This window comes from Microlunatus endophyticus (genome assembly GCF_014646195.1).
In the GTDB taxonomy this organism is placed as follows: Bacteria; Actinomycetota; Actinomycetes; order Propionibacteriales; family Propionibacteriaceae; genus Microlunatus; species Microlunatus endophyticus.
This window is the reverse complement of record NZ_BMMZ01000001.1, coordinates 183,478-197,891: the sequence shown is the minus strand read 5'-3', so window position 1 is coordinate 197,891 and position 14,414 is coordinate 183,478. Positions and strand designations below refer to the sequence as shown.

The 14,414-nt window shown below is 67.5% G+C and carries 16 protein-coding genes; 8 read left to right on the top strand and 8 right to left on the bottom strand.

Going from position 1 to position 14,414, the window contains the following annotated elements:
* Positions 1 to 123 precede the first annotated feature (123 nt).
* A complete protein-coding gene (locus IEY07_RS01070) occupies positions 124 to 963 on the bottom strand; it encodes an MBL fold metallo-hydrolase (RefSeq protein ID WP_188893324.1) in 840 nt (279 codons plus the stop codon).
* A 117-nt stretch (positions 964 to 1,080) separates the two neighbouring features.
* Between IEY07_RS01070 and IEY07_RS01065 the strand changes: the two genes are divergently transcribed.
* On the top strand, positions 1,081 to 1,896 hold the full coding sequence (locus IEY07_RS01065) for a maleylpyruvate isomerase family mycothiol-dependent enzyme (RefSeq protein ID WP_188893323.1): 816 nt from the start codon (positions 1,081 to 1,083) through the stop codon (positions 1,894 to 1,896).
* Position 1,897: 1 nt separating this feature from the next.
* Here IEY07_RS01065 and IEY07_RS01060 read toward each other — a convergent pair whose 3' ends face one another.
* The 3 genes from IEY07_RS01060 to zwf are packed head-to-tail and all read right to left on the bottom strand — an operon-like array spanning position 1,898 to position 5,627.
* Positions 1,898 to 2,692 (bottom strand): L,D-transpeptidase family protein, encoded by a 795-nt coding sequence (locus tag IEY07_RS01060; RefSeq protein WP_229669589.1) that lies wholly within the window; start codon positions 2,690 to 2,692, stop codon positions 1,898 to 1,900.
* 43 nt (positions 2,693 to 2,735) lie between these two features.
* On the bottom strand, positions 2,736 to 4,073 hold the full coding sequence (locus IEY07_RS01055) for a glutamine synthetase family protein (RefSeq protein ID WP_188893322.1): 1,338 nt from the start codon (positions 4,071 to 4,073) through the stop codon (positions 2,736 to 2,738).
* 60 nt (positions 4,074 to 4,133) lie between these two features.
* Positions 4,134 to 5,627, bottom strand: a complete 1,494-nt coding sequence (zwf, locus tag IEY07_RS01050; protein WP_373288795.1) for a glucose-6-phosphate dehydrogenase — start codon at positions 5,625 to 5,627, stop codon at positions 4,134 to 4,136.
* An 81-nt stretch (positions 5,628 to 5,708) separates the two neighbouring features.
* On the opposite strand from zwf, the gene IEY07_RS01045 reads away from it, so the two are divergent.
* Positions 5,709 to 6,554 (top strand): DUF2510 domain-containing protein, encoded by an 846-nt coding sequence (locus IEY07_RS01045; RefSeq protein ID WP_188893320.1) that lies wholly within the window; start codon positions 5,709 to 5,711, stop codon positions 6,552 to 6,554.
* A gap of 37 nt (positions 6,555 to 6,591) precedes the next feature.
* On the opposite strand, the gene IEY07_RS01040 is transcribed toward IEY07_RS01045, so the two are convergent.
* Together IEY07_RS01040 and IEY07_RS01035 are read right to left on the bottom strand one after the other, a co-directional pair.
* Positions 6,592 to 7,275 (bottom strand): hypothetical protein, encoded by a 684-nt coding sequence (locus tag IEY07_RS01040; protein WP_188893319.1) that lies wholly within the window; start codon positions 7,273 to 7,275, stop codon positions 6,592 to 6,594.
* Positions 7,262 to 8,086, bottom strand: a complete 825-nt coding sequence (locus IEY07_RS01035) for an ABC transporter ATP-binding protein (RefSeq protein ID WP_188893318.1) — start codon at positions 8,084 to 8,086, stop codon at positions 7,262 to 7,264. The genes IEY07_RS01040 and IEY07_RS01035 overlap by 14 nt, the downstream gene beginning before the upstream one ends.
* Between IEY07_RS01035 and IEY07_RS01030 the strand changes: the two genes are divergently transcribed.
* From IEY07_RS01030 to IEY07_RS01010, 5 genes are all read left to right on the top strand, one after another.
* A complete protein-coding gene (locus IEY07_RS01030) occupies positions 8,085 to 9,011 on the top strand; it encodes an endo-beta-N-acetylglucosaminidase H (protein ID WP_229669588.1) in 927 nt (308 codons plus the stop codon). The genes IEY07_RS01035 and IEY07_RS01030 overlap by 2 nt on opposite strands.
* A 7-nt stretch (positions 9,012 to 9,018) precedes the next feature.
* Positions 9,019 to 9,318: an MTH1187 family thiamine-binding protein gene (locus IEY07_RS01025; RefSeq protein WP_188893316.1), complete on the top strand. Its 300-nt coding sequence runs from the start codon at positions 9,019 to 9,021 to the stop codon at positions 9,316 to 9,318.
* 46 nt (positions 9,319 to 9,364) lie between these two features.
* Positions 9,365 to 10,315, top strand: coding sequence for a DUF2510 domain-containing protein (locus IEY07_RS01020; protein WP_188893315.1), 951 nt, complete (start codon positions 9,365 to 9,367; stop codon positions 10,313 to 10,315).
* Entirely contained in the window at positions 10,315 to 11,220 is a 906-nt protein-coding gene (locus IEY07_RS01015) for a DUF2510 domain-containing protein (protein ID WP_188893314.1), read from the top strand. The genes IEY07_RS01020 and IEY07_RS01015 overlap by 1 nt, the downstream gene beginning before the upstream one ends.
* Before the next feature lie 134 nt (positions 11,221 to 11,354).
* Positions 11,355 to 12,260 carry a DUF2510 domain-containing protein gene (locus IEY07_RS01010; protein WP_188893313.1) on the top strand — a complete coding sequence of 302 codons (906 nt, stop codon included), beginning with the start codon at positions 11,355 to 11,357 and terminating at the stop codon, positions 12,258 to 12,260.
* A 93-nt stretch (positions 12,261 to 12,353) separates the two neighbouring features.
* On the opposite strand, the gene IEY07_RS01005 is transcribed toward IEY07_RS01010, so the two are convergent.
* Together IEY07_RS01005 and IEY07_RS01000 are read right to left on the bottom strand one after the other, a co-directional pair.
* Entirely contained in the window at positions 12,354 to 12,833 is a 480-nt protein-coding gene (locus IEY07_RS01005; RefSeq protein WP_308422902.1) for a Fur family transcriptional regulator, read from the bottom strand.
* A 387-nt stretch (positions 12,834 to 13,220) separates the two neighbouring features.
* Positions 13,221 to 13,439: a hypothetical protein gene (locus IEY07_RS01000; protein ID WP_188893312.1), complete on the bottom strand. Its 219-nt coding sequence runs from the start codon at positions 13,437 to 13,439 to the stop codon at positions 13,221 to 13,223.
* A 34-nt stretch (positions 13,440 to 13,473) separates the two neighbouring features.
* On the opposite strand from IEY07_RS01000, the gene map reads away from it, so the two are divergent.
* A complete protein-coding gene (gene map, locus IEY07_RS00995) occupies positions 13,474 to 14,337 on the top strand; it encodes a type I methionyl aminopeptidase (RefSeq protein WP_188893311.1) in 864 nt (287 codons plus the stop codon).
* The last annotated feature ends 77 nt before the right edge of the window (positions 14,338 to 14,414 follow it).

Sequence of the window (14,414 nt, the reverse complement as noted above, 5' to 3'; positions counted from 1 at the left end):
GGAGGAACGAAGCCGGCGAGTCTGACTGACCCTGGACCCAACCGATCCGGGGGTGCGGGGGTCGTCCCCCGCAACTGACGCCACACGACCAGGACCGGCGGCAGCGGCACCCGTGCCGACGAATCAGGACGACGCGCGCCGCGGCTCGGCGTTGGTGATGGCGATCACCCGCTGCGCGGCCCGGCGCGGCAGGCCGACGGCGTCGGGGCGCGGGGCGATCGTACGGCGCAGGCCGGGTCGGGCGACCTCGACGGCATCGAAGCCGGCCCCGCGGACCCGCAGCAGCGCGGTGAACGGATCGGTGAAGGGCAACAGGTCGGTCAGCACACAGTGGTCGACATCGGCCTCGATCGCCAGTCGGGCGATCTGGACGGCATCGGAAAGGTAGCGGGCGTCCGCGGCCGGGACCTGATCGGGATAGCTCGCACCGCCGACCAGCAGGCCGGCGTGCCGGGCCAGATCCACCCGATCACTGCTCTCCCCCGAGTCCGCGGTGTAGGCCAGCACCCGGCCGTCGTCGGAGATGATCCGATAGCCGAAGGTCACCACCTGGTGACGCAACTCCTGCGCCAGCACGGTCAGCGGACCGAAGATGATCTTGTCGCCACTGCCGGCCGAGATCAGCTCGAGACCGTCGGGCCGGACCGGATCCAGCGACAGCAGCCCGTCGAGTGCGCCGTCGGGCGCCAGGACGGGAAGCGGCACAGTCTCAGTCCCCGACCCGTTCGCGCCGAGCATCCGGGCCCGCAGCAGCGGAACCAGGTCGGCACAATGATCCAGGTGACCGTGGCTGATCAGGACCGCATCAACCGCGGCAGGATCGCAGTGACGCAACAACTCCCCGAGCACTCCGTGGCCCGGATCGACCAGCAGCCGATAACCGTCGTGCTCGATCAGATAGCCCGAACAACCCTGCCCGGCGCGAGGCCAGCCACCCGATCCTCCCAGCACAACCAGTTCCACGAAAACCCTCCGCGCCGCACGACCCGACACACCCTAGTGCCTGAGCGACCGGCGCAGATCACGGATAGATTAATTGTCCGGCGGAACTGAGAAGTTGATCTTGCGTACAGTTGGGCCGTGCCCGCACAAAGCCTCGCCCTCAGTCCCAAGGACAGTTCCGCGCTGATCGAGCAGTTGCGCGTCCTGGCCGACTGGCTCGACGCGGTGCCGGTCGAGGACTTCGGTGAGGCGACTGTGCTGCCCGGTTGGGACATCCGGACGCTGACCGGCCACCTGGTCATGATGGCGGGCGGATTCGCCGACATCCTGGACGATGCGCTGACCGACCGCCGGCCGGTCGGCCGACCGCTGCCCGCGGCGGTCCTGGTCACCCGCTACCGGCGCGATGTCGATCAGATCGAGGAGCGTACGGCGACCTGGACGTCGGACAAATCCAAAGATCAACTTCTTTCCGAACTGCGCGCCAGCACGGATCGGCTGCAGACCCTGCTCGCGTCGCCACTGCTGCCGCCCGCCATCCAGACCCCGCGCGGACCGGGTCGGCTGGCCGAATTCGTCCGGACCCGGCTGGTGGACGCGGTCGTGCACAGTGACGATCTGAGCCGCTCGCGCCCCGCGGGCGCCCCGGTGCCGACCGGCAGGCAGCCGATGGCGATCAGCTGCCGCACGCTTGCCGGGCTGCTGGCCGAGCAGCATCCCGGCAAGTCGGTCGAGGTGCGAGTGCCGCCGTACGCCGCCGTCCAGTGCGGGATCGGACTCGAGGGCCCCTCGCACACCCGGGGCACCCCGCCCAATGTCGTCGAAACCGACCCGACGACCTTCCTGCGTTTGGCGACCGGCCGGACCAACTGGGCCGAGGCCAGAGCGGCAGGCAAGGTATCGGCCAGCGGTCAGCGCGCGGATCTGTCGGAGATCCTGCCAGTGCTCAGTTGAATCACTTGTGGATGACGATCTTGTCGCCCTTGCGGATGTAGGCCAGCGCCATCTTCATGTTCGTCCTGCTGATCGACACACAGCCCGCGGTCGCGCCGTCGCCCTTGACATGCAGGAAGATCCCGGCACCGCGATGTTTGACCGGTGACGGCCGGTTGTAGTTGATCACGATCGCGTAGTCGTACTGGCCGGGATAGGAGGCAAGTCGCTCACTGCCGTTGGCGTTGGAGACCGGGAGCTTGTACCGGAATCCGCCCTGGCTCTTGTTGCGCAGGTTGTTGTAGTACTTGCTGGCGTTGTCCTCGACCCAGTAGTCGCCTGATTTCACTCTGTGGTAGGGCAACCACGACCCGGGATCGGACTTGATGCCGAAGGCCGAGGTCATCGTGTACGTGCCGAGCGGGGTGGTGCCGGTGCCTTGTTTGCGCTTGGTGCCGGCCACGGTGCCGCCGTAGCCCAGCCGCGACCCGGTTGCTCGGAACAGTCGTACGAAACTGCAGGCCTTTCCGTTGATCCGCACGTAGAAGCGGGTGTCGGCATGGGTCTTGGACGTCTGGTTGACCACCAGCACGGTGCGCTGGGTCTTGGCGATCTTGGTCTTGGCGCCGTTCAGATTCCGGGTACAGGCTTTCCAGCCCTTGCCATACTTGGATGACGAGGCGGAGATGTCATGGGCACTGGCCTGCGGGGCAGCCACCACCGAGGCGCCCACCGCCAGCCCGAGCGTCCCGGTGATCATGGCGACCAGTCCGCGTCTGGCGACCTGTCGAAGCGATATTTTCAGCAATGTCTTCATCGGCTTGCTCCCCTTCGTCGGCTCAAGCCCCGATGGGTCGACGTTACAACACCGGCAACAGGCGTTGCAGTTCGAACTCGGTCACCTGCTTGAGATGATCGGCGAATTCGGCCTTCTTGTTGCGCAGGAAGAAATCGAAGACATGATCGCCGAGGGTTTCGGCGACCAGTTCCGAGCCCTCCATCTCCCGGATCGCCTCGTCCAGATTCTGTGGCAGCGGCTTGATGCCGAGCGCCCGGCGCTCGCGTTCGGTCAGCGACCAGACGTCGTCCTCGGCACCCTCGGGCAACTCGTACTCGCCATTGATCCCCGCCAGCCCGGCCGACAGCACCAGCGCGAAGGCGAGGTAGGGATTGCAGCCGGAGTCCAGCGACCGCAACTCCACCCGGGCGGAGGCGCCCTTGTTCGGCTTGTACATCGGCACCCGGACCAGCGCGGAGCGGTTGTTGCGCCCCCAGCAGATGTGGCCGGGCGCCTCGCCTCCGGCGGCGATCCGGCGGTAGGAGTTGACCCACTGGTTGGTGACCGCACTGATCTCGGCGGCGTGCTGCAGGATGCCGGCGATGAAGTGCCGCGCGGTCTTGGACAGGTGGTTCTCGGCGCTGGCGTCGTAGAAGACGTTGGTGTCGCCCTCGAACAACGACATGTGGGTGTGCATCGCCGACCCCGGATACTCGGTGAACGGCTTGGGCATGAAGGAGGCGTGGATGCCCTGGCTGAGGGCGACCTCCTTGACGACGACCCGGAAGGTCATCAGGTTGTCGGCCATGCTCAGCGCATCGGCGTAGCGCAGATCGATCTCCTGCTGGCCCGGAGCGCCCTCGTGGTGGGAGAACTCCACCGAGATGCCCATCTGCTCCAGCATGGTGATCGCCTCGCGACGGAAGTCGCTTCCGACGCTCTGCGGGGTGTGGTCGAAATAGCCGCTGCTGTCCACCGGCTCCGGGCGTACGCCCGGCAGCAGCGGATCCTTGAAGAGGAAGAATTCGACCTCGGGATGGGTGTAGAAGGTGAAGCCGAGATCGGCGGCCTTGTTCATCGCCCGTTTGAGCACGAACCGCGGATCGGCGTAGGACGGCGACCCGTCGGGCATCTGGATATCGCAGAACATCCGGGCTGTCGCCGGCTTCTGGTCCCGCCACGGCAGCACCTGGAAGGTCGCCGGATCCGGCTGGGCGACCATGTCCGCCTCGTACACCCGGGCGAAGCCTTCGATCGCCGAGCCGTCGAAGCCGATGCCTTCGTCGAAGGCACCTTCGAGTTCGGCCGGGGCGATCGCCACTGACTTCAAGAACCCCAGCACATCTGTGAACCACAGCCGGACGAAACGGACGTCTCGTTCTTCGATGGCCCGCAGCACGAACTCCGTCTGCTTATCCATAGGGAGAGTCTGCCGGTTCTCTGTAACAAGTACATTACCGGGGCACCGACGCGCCGACGGTCAGTGCTTGTGTTCCCGCCAGGTCCTCTCGAAAGGCAGTCGCCAGGCATGCGGTGCGATCATCTGGTGGATCGCGTTCGGACCCCAGGAGCCCTGCGGGTAGGGCTTGACCGGCGGCGGCATCCGGAGCAGGAATTCCGACCGCTCCCACAGCGCCTCGATGCCCTCGGCGGTGGTGAACAGGGTGTGATCACCGCGCATCGCGTCCAGCAACAGCCGTTCGTACGCCTCCAGCACGTCGGCGGCGCGGTCGGTCTCGTCGGTGGAGAACTGCATGGACAGCTTGTCCAGCCGCATCCCGGGACCCGGCCGCTTGCCATAGAAGGACAGCGACACCTTGGACTCGTCGGCCAGATCGAAGGTCAGATGGTCCGGGCCCTGGGCACCGACCCCGGAGCCGCCGGGGAACATCGACTTCGGCGCCTCCTTGAAAGCGATCGAGATGATCCGCTGGCCCTCGGCCAGCCGCTTGCCCGTCCGCAAGTAGAACGGCACGCCGGCCCAGCGCCAGTTGTCGATGCCGACCTTGAGCGCGATGAAGGTCTCGGTCTCCGAGTCCCGGGCCACGCCCTCCTCGCTGCGGTAGCCGGTGTACTGGCCGCGGACGACGTCGGCCGGGTCGATCGGCTCCATCGAGCGGAAGACCTTGTTCTTCTCCTCGCTGATCGCCCGCGGTTCCAGCGCTGTCGGCGTCTCCATCGCGACGAAGGCGAGCACCTGGAAGAGGTGGGTGACGACCATGTCCTTGTACGCGCCGGTCGCCTCGTAGAAGTTGGCGCGCCGATCCAGCCCGAGAGTCTCGGGGATGTCGATCTGGACATGGTCGATGAAGTTGCGGTTCCAGATCGGCTCGAACAGGCCGTTGGCGAAGCGGAAGGCCAGGATGTTCAGCGCGGCCTCCTTGCCCAGGAAGTGGTCGATCCGAAAGATCTGGTTCTCGTCGAAGGTCTCGTGCACCTGGTTGTTGAGCTTGATCGCGCTGGCCAGGTCGGTGCCGAACGGCTTCTCCATGATCACCCGGGAACGCTCGACCAGGTCGGCGTCCCGCAGGGTCTTGATCACCGCCGGCGCGGCGCTCGGTGGCACGCTCAGATAGTGAATCCGGCGGGCATCCCCGCCGAGCCGCTCCTCCGCCGCCTTGACCGCCGACGCCAGGCCTTCCGGCCCGGCCGACGTCGGCACATAGGTCAGCTTGTCGGCGAAGCGGAACCACTGGTCCTTCTCCAGCTGGCGATGGCTGAACTCGCGGATCGCCTGGGAGGCGAGCTTGCGGAAGCCGTCGTCGTCCATCTCCTCCAGCGAGGTGCCGACCACCTCGATGTCGGGCACCAGCTCCGACAGCGACAGGTGGGCCAGTCCGGGCAGCAGTTTGCGCTTGGCCAGGTCGCCGCTGGCTCCGAAGAGCACGATCACGTGCGGGTTGACCGGCTGGTCCTCCCGCAGCGCGGGAACCGAACCGGGTGCGGGATAGGCGATGGTCTGGGCTTGGTTCACATCGGTCACATACCCGATGCTGCCACTGTGTGATCGGATTGCCTACGCCCAGGGCCCCTCTGATCGCCTAGTCTTCCCGGCATGCCGTCCGCCGGTTGGTATCCCGACCCCGACCAGACACCCGGCCGTTACCGGTATTGGGACGGGTCAGCGTGGACCGACCGGACCCGCCTGATCGGGCCGCGCCGCCGGCGTCGCGGTCCGGTCGTCGCGGTCCTGGTGCTGGCGGTCGTGGCCGTGGTGATCACGGCCCTGGTGATCAGGTCGCATCGCGCGGCGGTGGCCGACAGCGATCCCCCGCCGAGCACCAGCAGCGCCTGGGACGATTCGAGTCCGCTCCCGACCACTTCGCCCACACCGTCGGTGCAGCCGGTGCCGACCGGGCATCCCGAAGCCTGCGAGCAGTACGACGCCAGCCAGCCGCCGGCCGAGCCGGAGGACGGCCGGGTGCACGGCGGACCGCTGTCCTTCGCCGAACTCGGTGGCAACTGGGGCAAGCCGGTCGCACTCAACCGGTTCCCCTTCAGCAAGGACAGCTACGTCCAGAGCCAGGACATGCATGAGGAGTTGGGCTGGCAGGCCAGCGCCGAGGTCGGGGTGAACACCATGCGACCCTTTCCCGGCGCCGACCAGGCCACGGCCCGGCTGCTGCAGTGCCTGGTGACCAGCGACTTCTACGCCAGCGTGCATGTCAAGGTCACCGAGAACAGCTCCAGGCCGATCATGATCGGTGACACCAAGGCGGTCCAGCGCGATGCGCTGCTGCGCTTCCACCATCCGCAGCTGAAGACGACCGGATCCCGGATCCGGATCATCGTGGTCGAGTCCGACCCGGTCACCTACTACTTCGACGCGGTGCCGATGGAGCGTACGGACCTGATCAAGCAGCTCGACCGGGCAACGTCGTCACTGCGGGTGGACAACTGATCATCAGGTGATCGGTGTTATCGGGGTGATCGTCGGGTCAGATCCGGCGCCGGGCGAACGCACCGGCCAGCCAGCAGGCAGCAGCGGCGATGATCAGCGAGCCCAGGGTGATCAGGACCGCCTCGATGACTCGTACACCGGAGGGCGCGGCAATCGTCCCGCTGGCCGGGGCTCTGATGATCACGTCGGTGAGCAACCTGATCGGGGGCATGTTCGGGATCGCAATCAGGCTGATGCCGACAACGCCGCCGACGATGAACCCCGTCGACGCGCGCTCGATGATCGGCCGGGTGAGCCAGGTCCCGATCGCCGTCCCGATCGCAGCTCCGGCGACCTGGGCCAGCAGCGCCATGATCAGGAACAGCGGCGAGATGTGCGGATACCGTGGCGCTCGCAGCAGTGCCAGCAGCAGGGAGATCGGCAGCACCGCGAGCGACGCCAGGAAGGCCGACGCCGAGACCAGGAACCGGTAGCCGGTCGGATTGCCGTGATGCAGTCCGTGGGTCGCCGCCTGGATCGGGTCCTCGCCCCGGAAGGTGGCCACGGCCATCCAGGCGGAGATCGGCACCAGGATCGCGGCGCCGAACTCGAGCGAGGCGGCGGCATGGCTTCCGGACGCGTATCCGATGGCGATGACCAGGAAGAACACCACCCAGACGGGTGTCCAGGCGGGCAGCACGCTACGGGCCGCGGTGTAGCCGATGACGCTAACGTTCGGCATCGGCCTGCACTCCGATCACCGACCAGCCACTGGCCAGCAACTCGGCCAGCCGCCGGTCCCGTTCATGATCAGCAACCCGTACGGTGCTAGGGGCGCCCGTCGGGTCGACGGTCGTGATCATGAAGTGCCGTACATCCTCGGACCCGGCGGCGACACGCTCCAGACGTCCGCCGGACAACCGGAACCGGTGATCATCACCGGCCGCCGTCGGTTCATGATCAGCAGTGATCACCGCTGCCCCGTCCACGATCGCAATGCGGACCAGCTGATCAAGAACGACCCGGGCATCGGGATCGAGGCCGGCCCGCGGTTCGTCCAGGACGATCAAATCCGCGTTGATCAGGAACGCCTGGGCGATGCCGACCTTGCGCAGATTCCCGGTACTCAGACCGCCCATCCGCGCGGCAGGTCCCGGTAGCAGATTCAGCTGCTCGAGCAGGTCGGCGGCCCGGCGGCGGGCGGTCGCAGGCGGCAGCCCGCGGATCGTCGCCAACTGGGTGACGTAGTCCCCGGCCCGCATCAGGGCCGGCGGTGCGAATGCCGGCGGCAGATAGGAGACCGTCGGCGGACGGCTGGCCACGGAGCCGGAGTCCGGCAGGGACACGCCTGCCGCGATCCGCAAGAGTGTTGACTTCCCCGATCCGTTCGCGCCCCCGATGGCGGTCGACGTACCGGACAGCAGTCGGAGCTGATCCGGTCCAATACGACCCGACCCCGGTAGCTCTTGCCGACATCGGTCATCAGCAGTCCCCCGCTGATAGCTTGAGCGCCATCCACGCCACAAGTATCGGGGGAAGATGGGAGCAACCATGACCACGCTGTCCCGCCGGTCGCTGTTGATCAACTCCGGGCTGACCGCGATCGGTGGTGCGGCCGTGCTCGCAGCAGCCGATCCGGACGCAGCCGCGCAGCAGGCGCGTAGCCATCACAAGCCGGCTCACCATCCGATCTCGGTCGCCTACGTCGAGGTGAACAACTACCAGCTCCGCAACGTCGCCGACTATGCCCTGGCCCGGACCGGTGCCAGCGTGTTCGACCTGGGCATCATCTTCGCCGCCAACATCAACTACGACGGGCAGCGGGCCCAGCTGTTCTGCAACCCGCAGGTCCAGGCCACACTCGACGATGCGGTCAACCAGATCCGCCCGCTCCAGGCCAGGGGCATCAAGGTGCTGCTGTCGATCCTGGGCAACCACCAGGGTGCCGGGTTGGCCAACTTCCCCGACCGGGCCGCCGCCACCGCCTTCGCCCGCCAGCTCGCCGACATCGTCGTCAGACGCTACGACCTGGACGGCATCGACTTCGATGACGAGTACTCCGACTACGGCACCAACGCCACACCCCAACCCAATGCGTACTCCTTCGTGTATCTGGTGTCGGCACTGCGCCGACTGATGCCGCACAAGATCATCTCGTTGTACGACATCGGTCCGGCGTCGACCGCGCTCGAGTACCGCGGCGTCCAGGTCGGCAGACTGATCGATTACGCCTGGAACCCGTACTACGGCTCCTGGGGCGTGCCGGACGTTCCGGGGCTGCACCGACCGCAACTCGGGCCGGCGGCGATCGAGATCAACGCGACCGATCCGACGACGGCGGCGGACCTGGCCCGGCAGACGGTCGACGAGCACTACGGCGTCTTCCTGACCTACAACCTGCCCGACCAGGATTCGCACGACTACCTGACGTCCTTCACCCGGCCGCTGTACGGCAGTGCTGCGGTCCACCTGGGATGATCGGATCATGATCGTCGCCTTCAGCATGTCCCCCGGCACCTCGGACGAGACAGGCTCGGTCTCGGCCGCTGTCGCTGAGGTGGTCCGGATCGTTCGCGCCTCCGGGCTGCCCAACGAGACCAACTCGATGTTCACCAACATCGAGGGCGAGTGGGACGAGGTGATGGCCGTCGTCAAACAGGCGGTGGACGCGATGACCGCCATCTCGCCGCGGGTCAGCCTGGTGATCAAGGCCGATATCCGGCCCGGCTACACCGGACAGCTGCAGGCCAAGGTCGAACGGGTTGAGAAGCATCTGGCCGAGTGACCGGCCGACACCCGGAAGTGACGCTCTGATCATCTAAGGTTTCCGGGTGGCATCCAGCGGCTGGTATCCCGATCCCGGGGGCGCACCCGGTCGCTTCCGCTATTGGGACGGCACCCGGTGGTCGGCCGAGACGACCGACAACCCGAATTCCGCGCCGCCGTCCGCCGGCCCGGGGCCGTACGCCTCCGGTCGGCCGCGCCGCAACCGGACCGGCCTGACCGTGGGCATCCTGGCGTTGGCGCTGGTCATCATCGTGGCCGGTGTGCTGGTGATCAGAGGCCTGGCCGATCGTGGCCAGGCACTCACCGATCCCAACCCGCCCGCGCCGACCGTCAGCGGGTGGAACGACTCCAGCCCGTTACCGACCGCGACACCGCCCCCTTCGCCCAGCCCGAGCCCGAAGCACAGCCCGAGCCCGAAGAAGAGCGCTACTCCGAAGAAGAGCCCCAGCCCGCAGGGCCAGGTCGCCTGCGCCACCGGAAATCCCGGTCAGCGCGCTCCGCACCCCAACGACGGCCGGGTGCACGGCGGGGACCTGTCGTTCACGCCGGTCTTTCCCGAGGACACGGGCTACGCCCAGCAGATGACTTGGGCCTGGGACGTCGACGGCACCGAGGAGGAGACCGAGCCGGGCTGGGCCGCGATGATGGCCGACGGCGCCCTGCATGCCGACGACGGCTTCCGGACCTCGGAGCAGTCGGCCGAGGGCATGATGCAGTGCATCGCCTCGTCCGCCTACTACGACGGGTTCACCGGTCGCAAGAACGTCTTCAGCAAGGCCGTCACGGTGGACGGCCATCAGGGCTGGGCGCTGCGGGTCCAGATCTTCGTCGACAAGCCGGCCGGCCTGAGCGTCCCCGGCGACACCGCCGAGGTGATCGTCGTCGACACCGGCAAACCCGGGCAATTGTCGTTCTTCGCCGGCTTCGTGCCGATCGGTGATCAGCACCGAACCCAGCTCCTCGACCAGACGATCGCCGGTCTCCAGGTCGACTGATGGCACAAAGCGGCTGGTATCCCGATCCCGCCGGGACGCCGAACCGGTATCGCTACTGGGACGGCACCCGATGGTCGGCCGAGACGGCCGACGATCCCCGTACTCCGCCACCGGGGATGGCCTCCGGGCCACGGACCGCCCGGCGGAACAGCCGCTGGCCGTTGCTGGCGGGTGCCCTGGCGCTCGTGCTCGTCGTCGTCGTGATCGCGGTCCTGGTGCTTCGTGGCGGCGGTCCCGCCGCCCTGACCGATCCGAATCCGCCGGCACCGAGCATCTCCGGCTGGAACGACTCGAGCCCGTTGCCGACCGCAAGCCCGTCCCCCACACCCCCGCCGACCTCGCCCAGCGGCGATCCCCAGGGACAGACGGCCTGCGCAGCGGGCGACCCGTACCAGACCGAGACCCATCCTTCCGACGGCCGGATCCACGGCGGATCGCTGTCCATCGTCCAGCCCGGCGGCGACTGGGAGCGGGACGACGACTATGCCCGCCAGATGACCTGGGCTTACGACGTCGCCGGGGCGGACGAATGGGTCGAGCCGGAGTGGCTGGCGATGGTCGCCGTCGGCGATGTGCATGCCGCCGACGGCTTCCACAACCCGCAGCAGGCCGCCGACGGCATCATGCAGTGCATTGCCAGCTCGGCTTACTACCAGTACTTCGTCGGCAGGACGACGCTCTTCAGCCGCGCCTTCACCCGCGACGGCCGATCCGGATGGGCGATCCGGGCCCAGATCAGGGTGGACAATCCCGAGGTGCACGCCTCCGGGGACGTCGTGGAGGTGATCGTGCTCGACGCGGGCGTCACCGGCCAGCTCTCCTACTTCGCCGGCTTCGTCCCGATCGGCGACCAGGCCCGGTTGAAACTCCTGGACACCACGATCGCCGGCCTGCGGGTGGGATGACCAGCCCGACTTGACCAGCCCGACTTGAGCGGCCCGACTTGAGCGGCCCAACTTGAGCGGGCGCACTAGTGTCGGTCGCACGGCCGCGTTCTGGAACTCCGCCAGGCGGAGGCGCTGACGGATGGAGGGCGAGAATGTCGGGCTGGTATCCGGATCCGGGCGGTCAGCCCGACCGATACCGGTATTGGAGCGGGACGTCCTGGTCCCAGGAGATGTCGAGCGACCCGGCGGACCCGGCCCCCGGCACACCCGGCCACCGGCGCCCGGCCACGGCCGACGAGCACCGGCACTACAGCGGCGTGGCCTTCGGGGTAGCGGCGCTCACACTGGTCGTCGTCGTGGCCAGCACGGTCGGTATCATCCGGCGGGTCGCCGACCCGGACCAGTTCGGCGCCGAGGTCGGCTCGGCACCGTCGGCGGGTACCGGCCACAGTCCGAGTGCCGCCCCGGACGGGCCGTCGACGACCGCGGCCGCCAGCCGGTCAACGGCGGCGACGTCCGGTCTCAGCTGCCCGGCCGGCCGGCCGGCTGAGCTGGCGCCGCATCCGATGGACGGCAGCGTGCACGGCGGCCGGCTGGCCATGCCGAGGGTGCCGGGCTATTCGGCCCCCGGACCGGAGTACATGCTCAGCTGGATGTCGGACACCGAGGGGATCAGTCAGACCACCGAACCCGGCTGGGAGTCGATCTTCGCGGTCGGCGAACTGCAGCGCGCCGGCAACTTCGGCACGGTCCGTGACGCCGCCCACGCATCGATGGAGTGCGCGATGCGCACCGACTGGTACCTGCACCTGACCGGCCACAAGAGCGTCCAGGACGCGCCGATCAGCATCGACGGCCATACTGCCTGGATCCTGACCTGGCGGGTTTACGACGACACCCCCGGCCTCAGCGTCCGCGGGGACCAGCTCACCTTCGTCGCGGTCGACGACGGTCGCAACGACGCGTACTCGATGTGGTGCGGGATGGTGCCGCTGGGCGACACGAGCCGGGCCGCGCTGGACGAGAAGGTGCTCGCCCAGCTGCGGGTAGGTGGCTGACAAGCGAGTGGCTGACAAGCGAGTGCCCGCTCCTCGGGGGTGGAGCGGGCACTCGCGGTTCAGGGTAGGGACCAGACCCCTGGCTCGTCAAAGTCACGTTGCTTCCACGCTACGCCGTTGGGGGTCCGACGCACAGTCAGGACACAAGCCCCAGTAGGTCACCTCGGCCTCCTCTACGACGAATCCGTGCGTTTGCTGCGGCACGGCGCAGGGCATGGTCCCCACTGCGCAGTCGACATCGGCGACCGCCCCGCACTGTCGGCAGACGATGTGGTGGTGATTGTCGCCGGCGTTGATCTCGAACAGCATGGCCGAGCCGGCCGGCTCGATCCTGCGCAGGATCTGATGGTCGGTCAGCGTATTGAGCGCGTCGTACACGGCCTGGGTGGAGACAGTCCCGATCCGTTCCCGGACCCGGTCGCAGACCTGGTCTGCCGCGAGGTGGGAACTCTCCCGGACCGTCTCCAACACCGCCAGCCGCGGCTGGGTGACGCGCAGGCCCGCGGAGCGGAGCCGTTCACGCCAGTCGGGCCCGGTCGCAGCTGCCGCGATTGTGCTGGTCATCGTCCCCATAACCCGATTGAATCACTGTTTCTGGAACGATTCAAGAAACCTTCGAGCGCTTTCTTAGCAGCCTCTTGGGCCCGCGATGTCGGTTGCACAGACGGCGGTGCTGCACTGGACGATGAGGAGCCCGCATCAGCTACGCGGGATGATCATGTTCTTTTATCTCCGCCGACCGTCCCGGCCGGCAGCGCCCGGGCTATCCGCTGTACTCACGCCCCGGCGGGCGATGCATTCGCTCGGCTGGGACCGGGAGCGGTCCTGTCCGCGCTGCGCCGGACGCGGCATCGTGCCGGTGACCTTCGCCGACAGATCCTTTGCCGCAGGATCGCAGCAGTGGGTCGTCTGCCCGCGCTGCGGTGCCTCGGACCAGGACTGACTGCTACTTCGAAGTGACTACTGCTCGGGCTCGTTCCACTTGCGGTCCTCTTCGTCCCACTTCTCATTGCGGTCGGCGACGGTCTGCAGGGCGTTCTCGGCCGCCTGGCGGGTCGGATACGGGCCGAAGCGGTTGAGCGAACGACAGCCTCCGGCGTCCTCGACCGTCTTGTGGTCCAGGCAGTAGTACCACTTGCCCTCTTCGCTGCCCTCTTCTTTGCCCTCTTCGTCGGCCATAGCTCAGGAGACTAGCGCGCATAGGATCGCCTGTGTGGAACCCGTCGCGTCACCGATCAAGCCGTACCCGATCTCATCCCGGCGAGCCGTCCCGGCTGCCATCCCGCGACCGGAGTACGTCGACAAGGACGGCCCGGCGCCATACACCGGATCCCATGTCCAAAGTGCCGAGACGATCGAGAAGATGCGAATCGCCGGCCGGATCGCGGCCCAGGCGATGCAGGCGGCCTCGGAGGCGATCGCCCCCGGCGTCAGCACCGACGAGATCGACCGGGTCGGGCACGAGTTCCTTCTCGATCACCATGCCTACCCGTCGACCCTGGGCTATCGCGGCTTCCCCAAGTCGCTGTGCACCTCGGTCAATGAGGTGATCTGTCACGGGATCCCCGATGGCCGGCCGCTCGGGGACGGAGACCTGGTCAAGATCGACCTGACCGCCTACATCGGCGGCGTGCATGGCGACAACTGCGCGACCTATTTCTGCGGCGACGTCGACGACGAGGCCCGCCGGCTGACCGAGGTCACCCACGAGGCGATGATGCGGGGCATCAAGGCGGTCAAGCCGGGCCGCCAGGTCAACGTCATCGGCCGGGTCATCGAGAAGTACGCAGCGCGCTTCGGTTACAGCTCGGTCCGCGACTACACCGGGCACGGGGTGCACTCGACCTTCCATTCCGGCCTGGTGATCCCGCACTACGACGAGCCGATATACGACACCGTGATCGAGCCCGGAATGACCTTCACGGTCGAGCCGATGATCACCACCGGCGGGTACGCCTGGCGGCAGTGGGACGACGGCTGGACGGTGGTCACGGCCGACGGTTCCCGCTGCGCTCAGTTCGAACACACGATCGTGGTCACCCACGACGGCGCGGAGATCCTGACACTGACTGAATAGCCGCCCGCGATGTTTGTCCCGCGGGCCTGCGACCGGCTACGCTTCCTTCAACTACAAGGTTCTGTCGATCAGCGCCT

Bases quoted from the DNA above. Each gene is read 5' to 3' on its own strand.
- IEY07_RS01060 (WP_229669589.1), bottom strand. From the start codon at position 2,692: ATGAAGACATTGCTGAAAATATCGCTTCGACAGGTCGCCAGACGCGGA.
- IEY07_RS01055 (WP_188893322.1), bottom strand. From the start codon at position 4,073: ATGGATAAGCAGACGGAGTTCGTGCTGCGGGCCATCGAAGAACGAGAC.
- IEY07_RS01045 (WP_188893320.1), top strand. From the start codon at position 5,709: ATGCCGTCCGCCGGTTGGTATCCCGACCCCGACCAGACACCCGGCCGT.
- IEY07_RS01040 (WP_188893319.1), bottom strand. From the start codon at position 7,275: ATGCCGAACGTTAGCGTCATCGGCTACACCGCGGCCCGTAGCGTGCTG.
- IEY07_RS01030 (WP_229669588.1), top strand. From the start codon at position 8,085: ATGACCACGCTGTCCCGCCGGTCGCTGTTGATCAACTCCGGGCTGACC.
- IEY07_RS01035 (WP_188893318.1), bottom strand. From the start codon at position 8,086: ATGGTTGCTCCCATCTTCCCCCGATACTTGTGGCGTGGATGGCGCTCA.
- IEY07_RS01025 (WP_188893316.1), top strand. From the start codon at position 9,019: ATGATCGTCGCCTTCAGCATGTCCCCCGGCACCTCGGACGAGACAGGC.
- IEY07_RS01015 (WP_188893314.1), top strand. From the start codon at position 10,315: ATGGCACAAAGCGGCTGGTATCCCGATCCCGCCGGGACGCCGAACCGG.
- IEY07_RS01010 (WP_188893313.1), top strand. From the start codon at position 11,355: ATGTCGGGCTGGTATCCGGATCCGGGCGGTCAGCCCGACCGATACCGG.
- IEY07_RS01005 (WP_308422902.1), bottom strand. From the start codon at position 12,833: ATGGGGACGATGACCAGCACAATCGCGGCAGCTGCGACCGGGCCCGAC.
- IEY07_RS01000 (WP_188893312.1), bottom strand. From the start codon at position 13,439: ATGGCCGACGAAGAGGGCAAAGAAGAGGGCAGCGAAGAGGGCAAGTGG.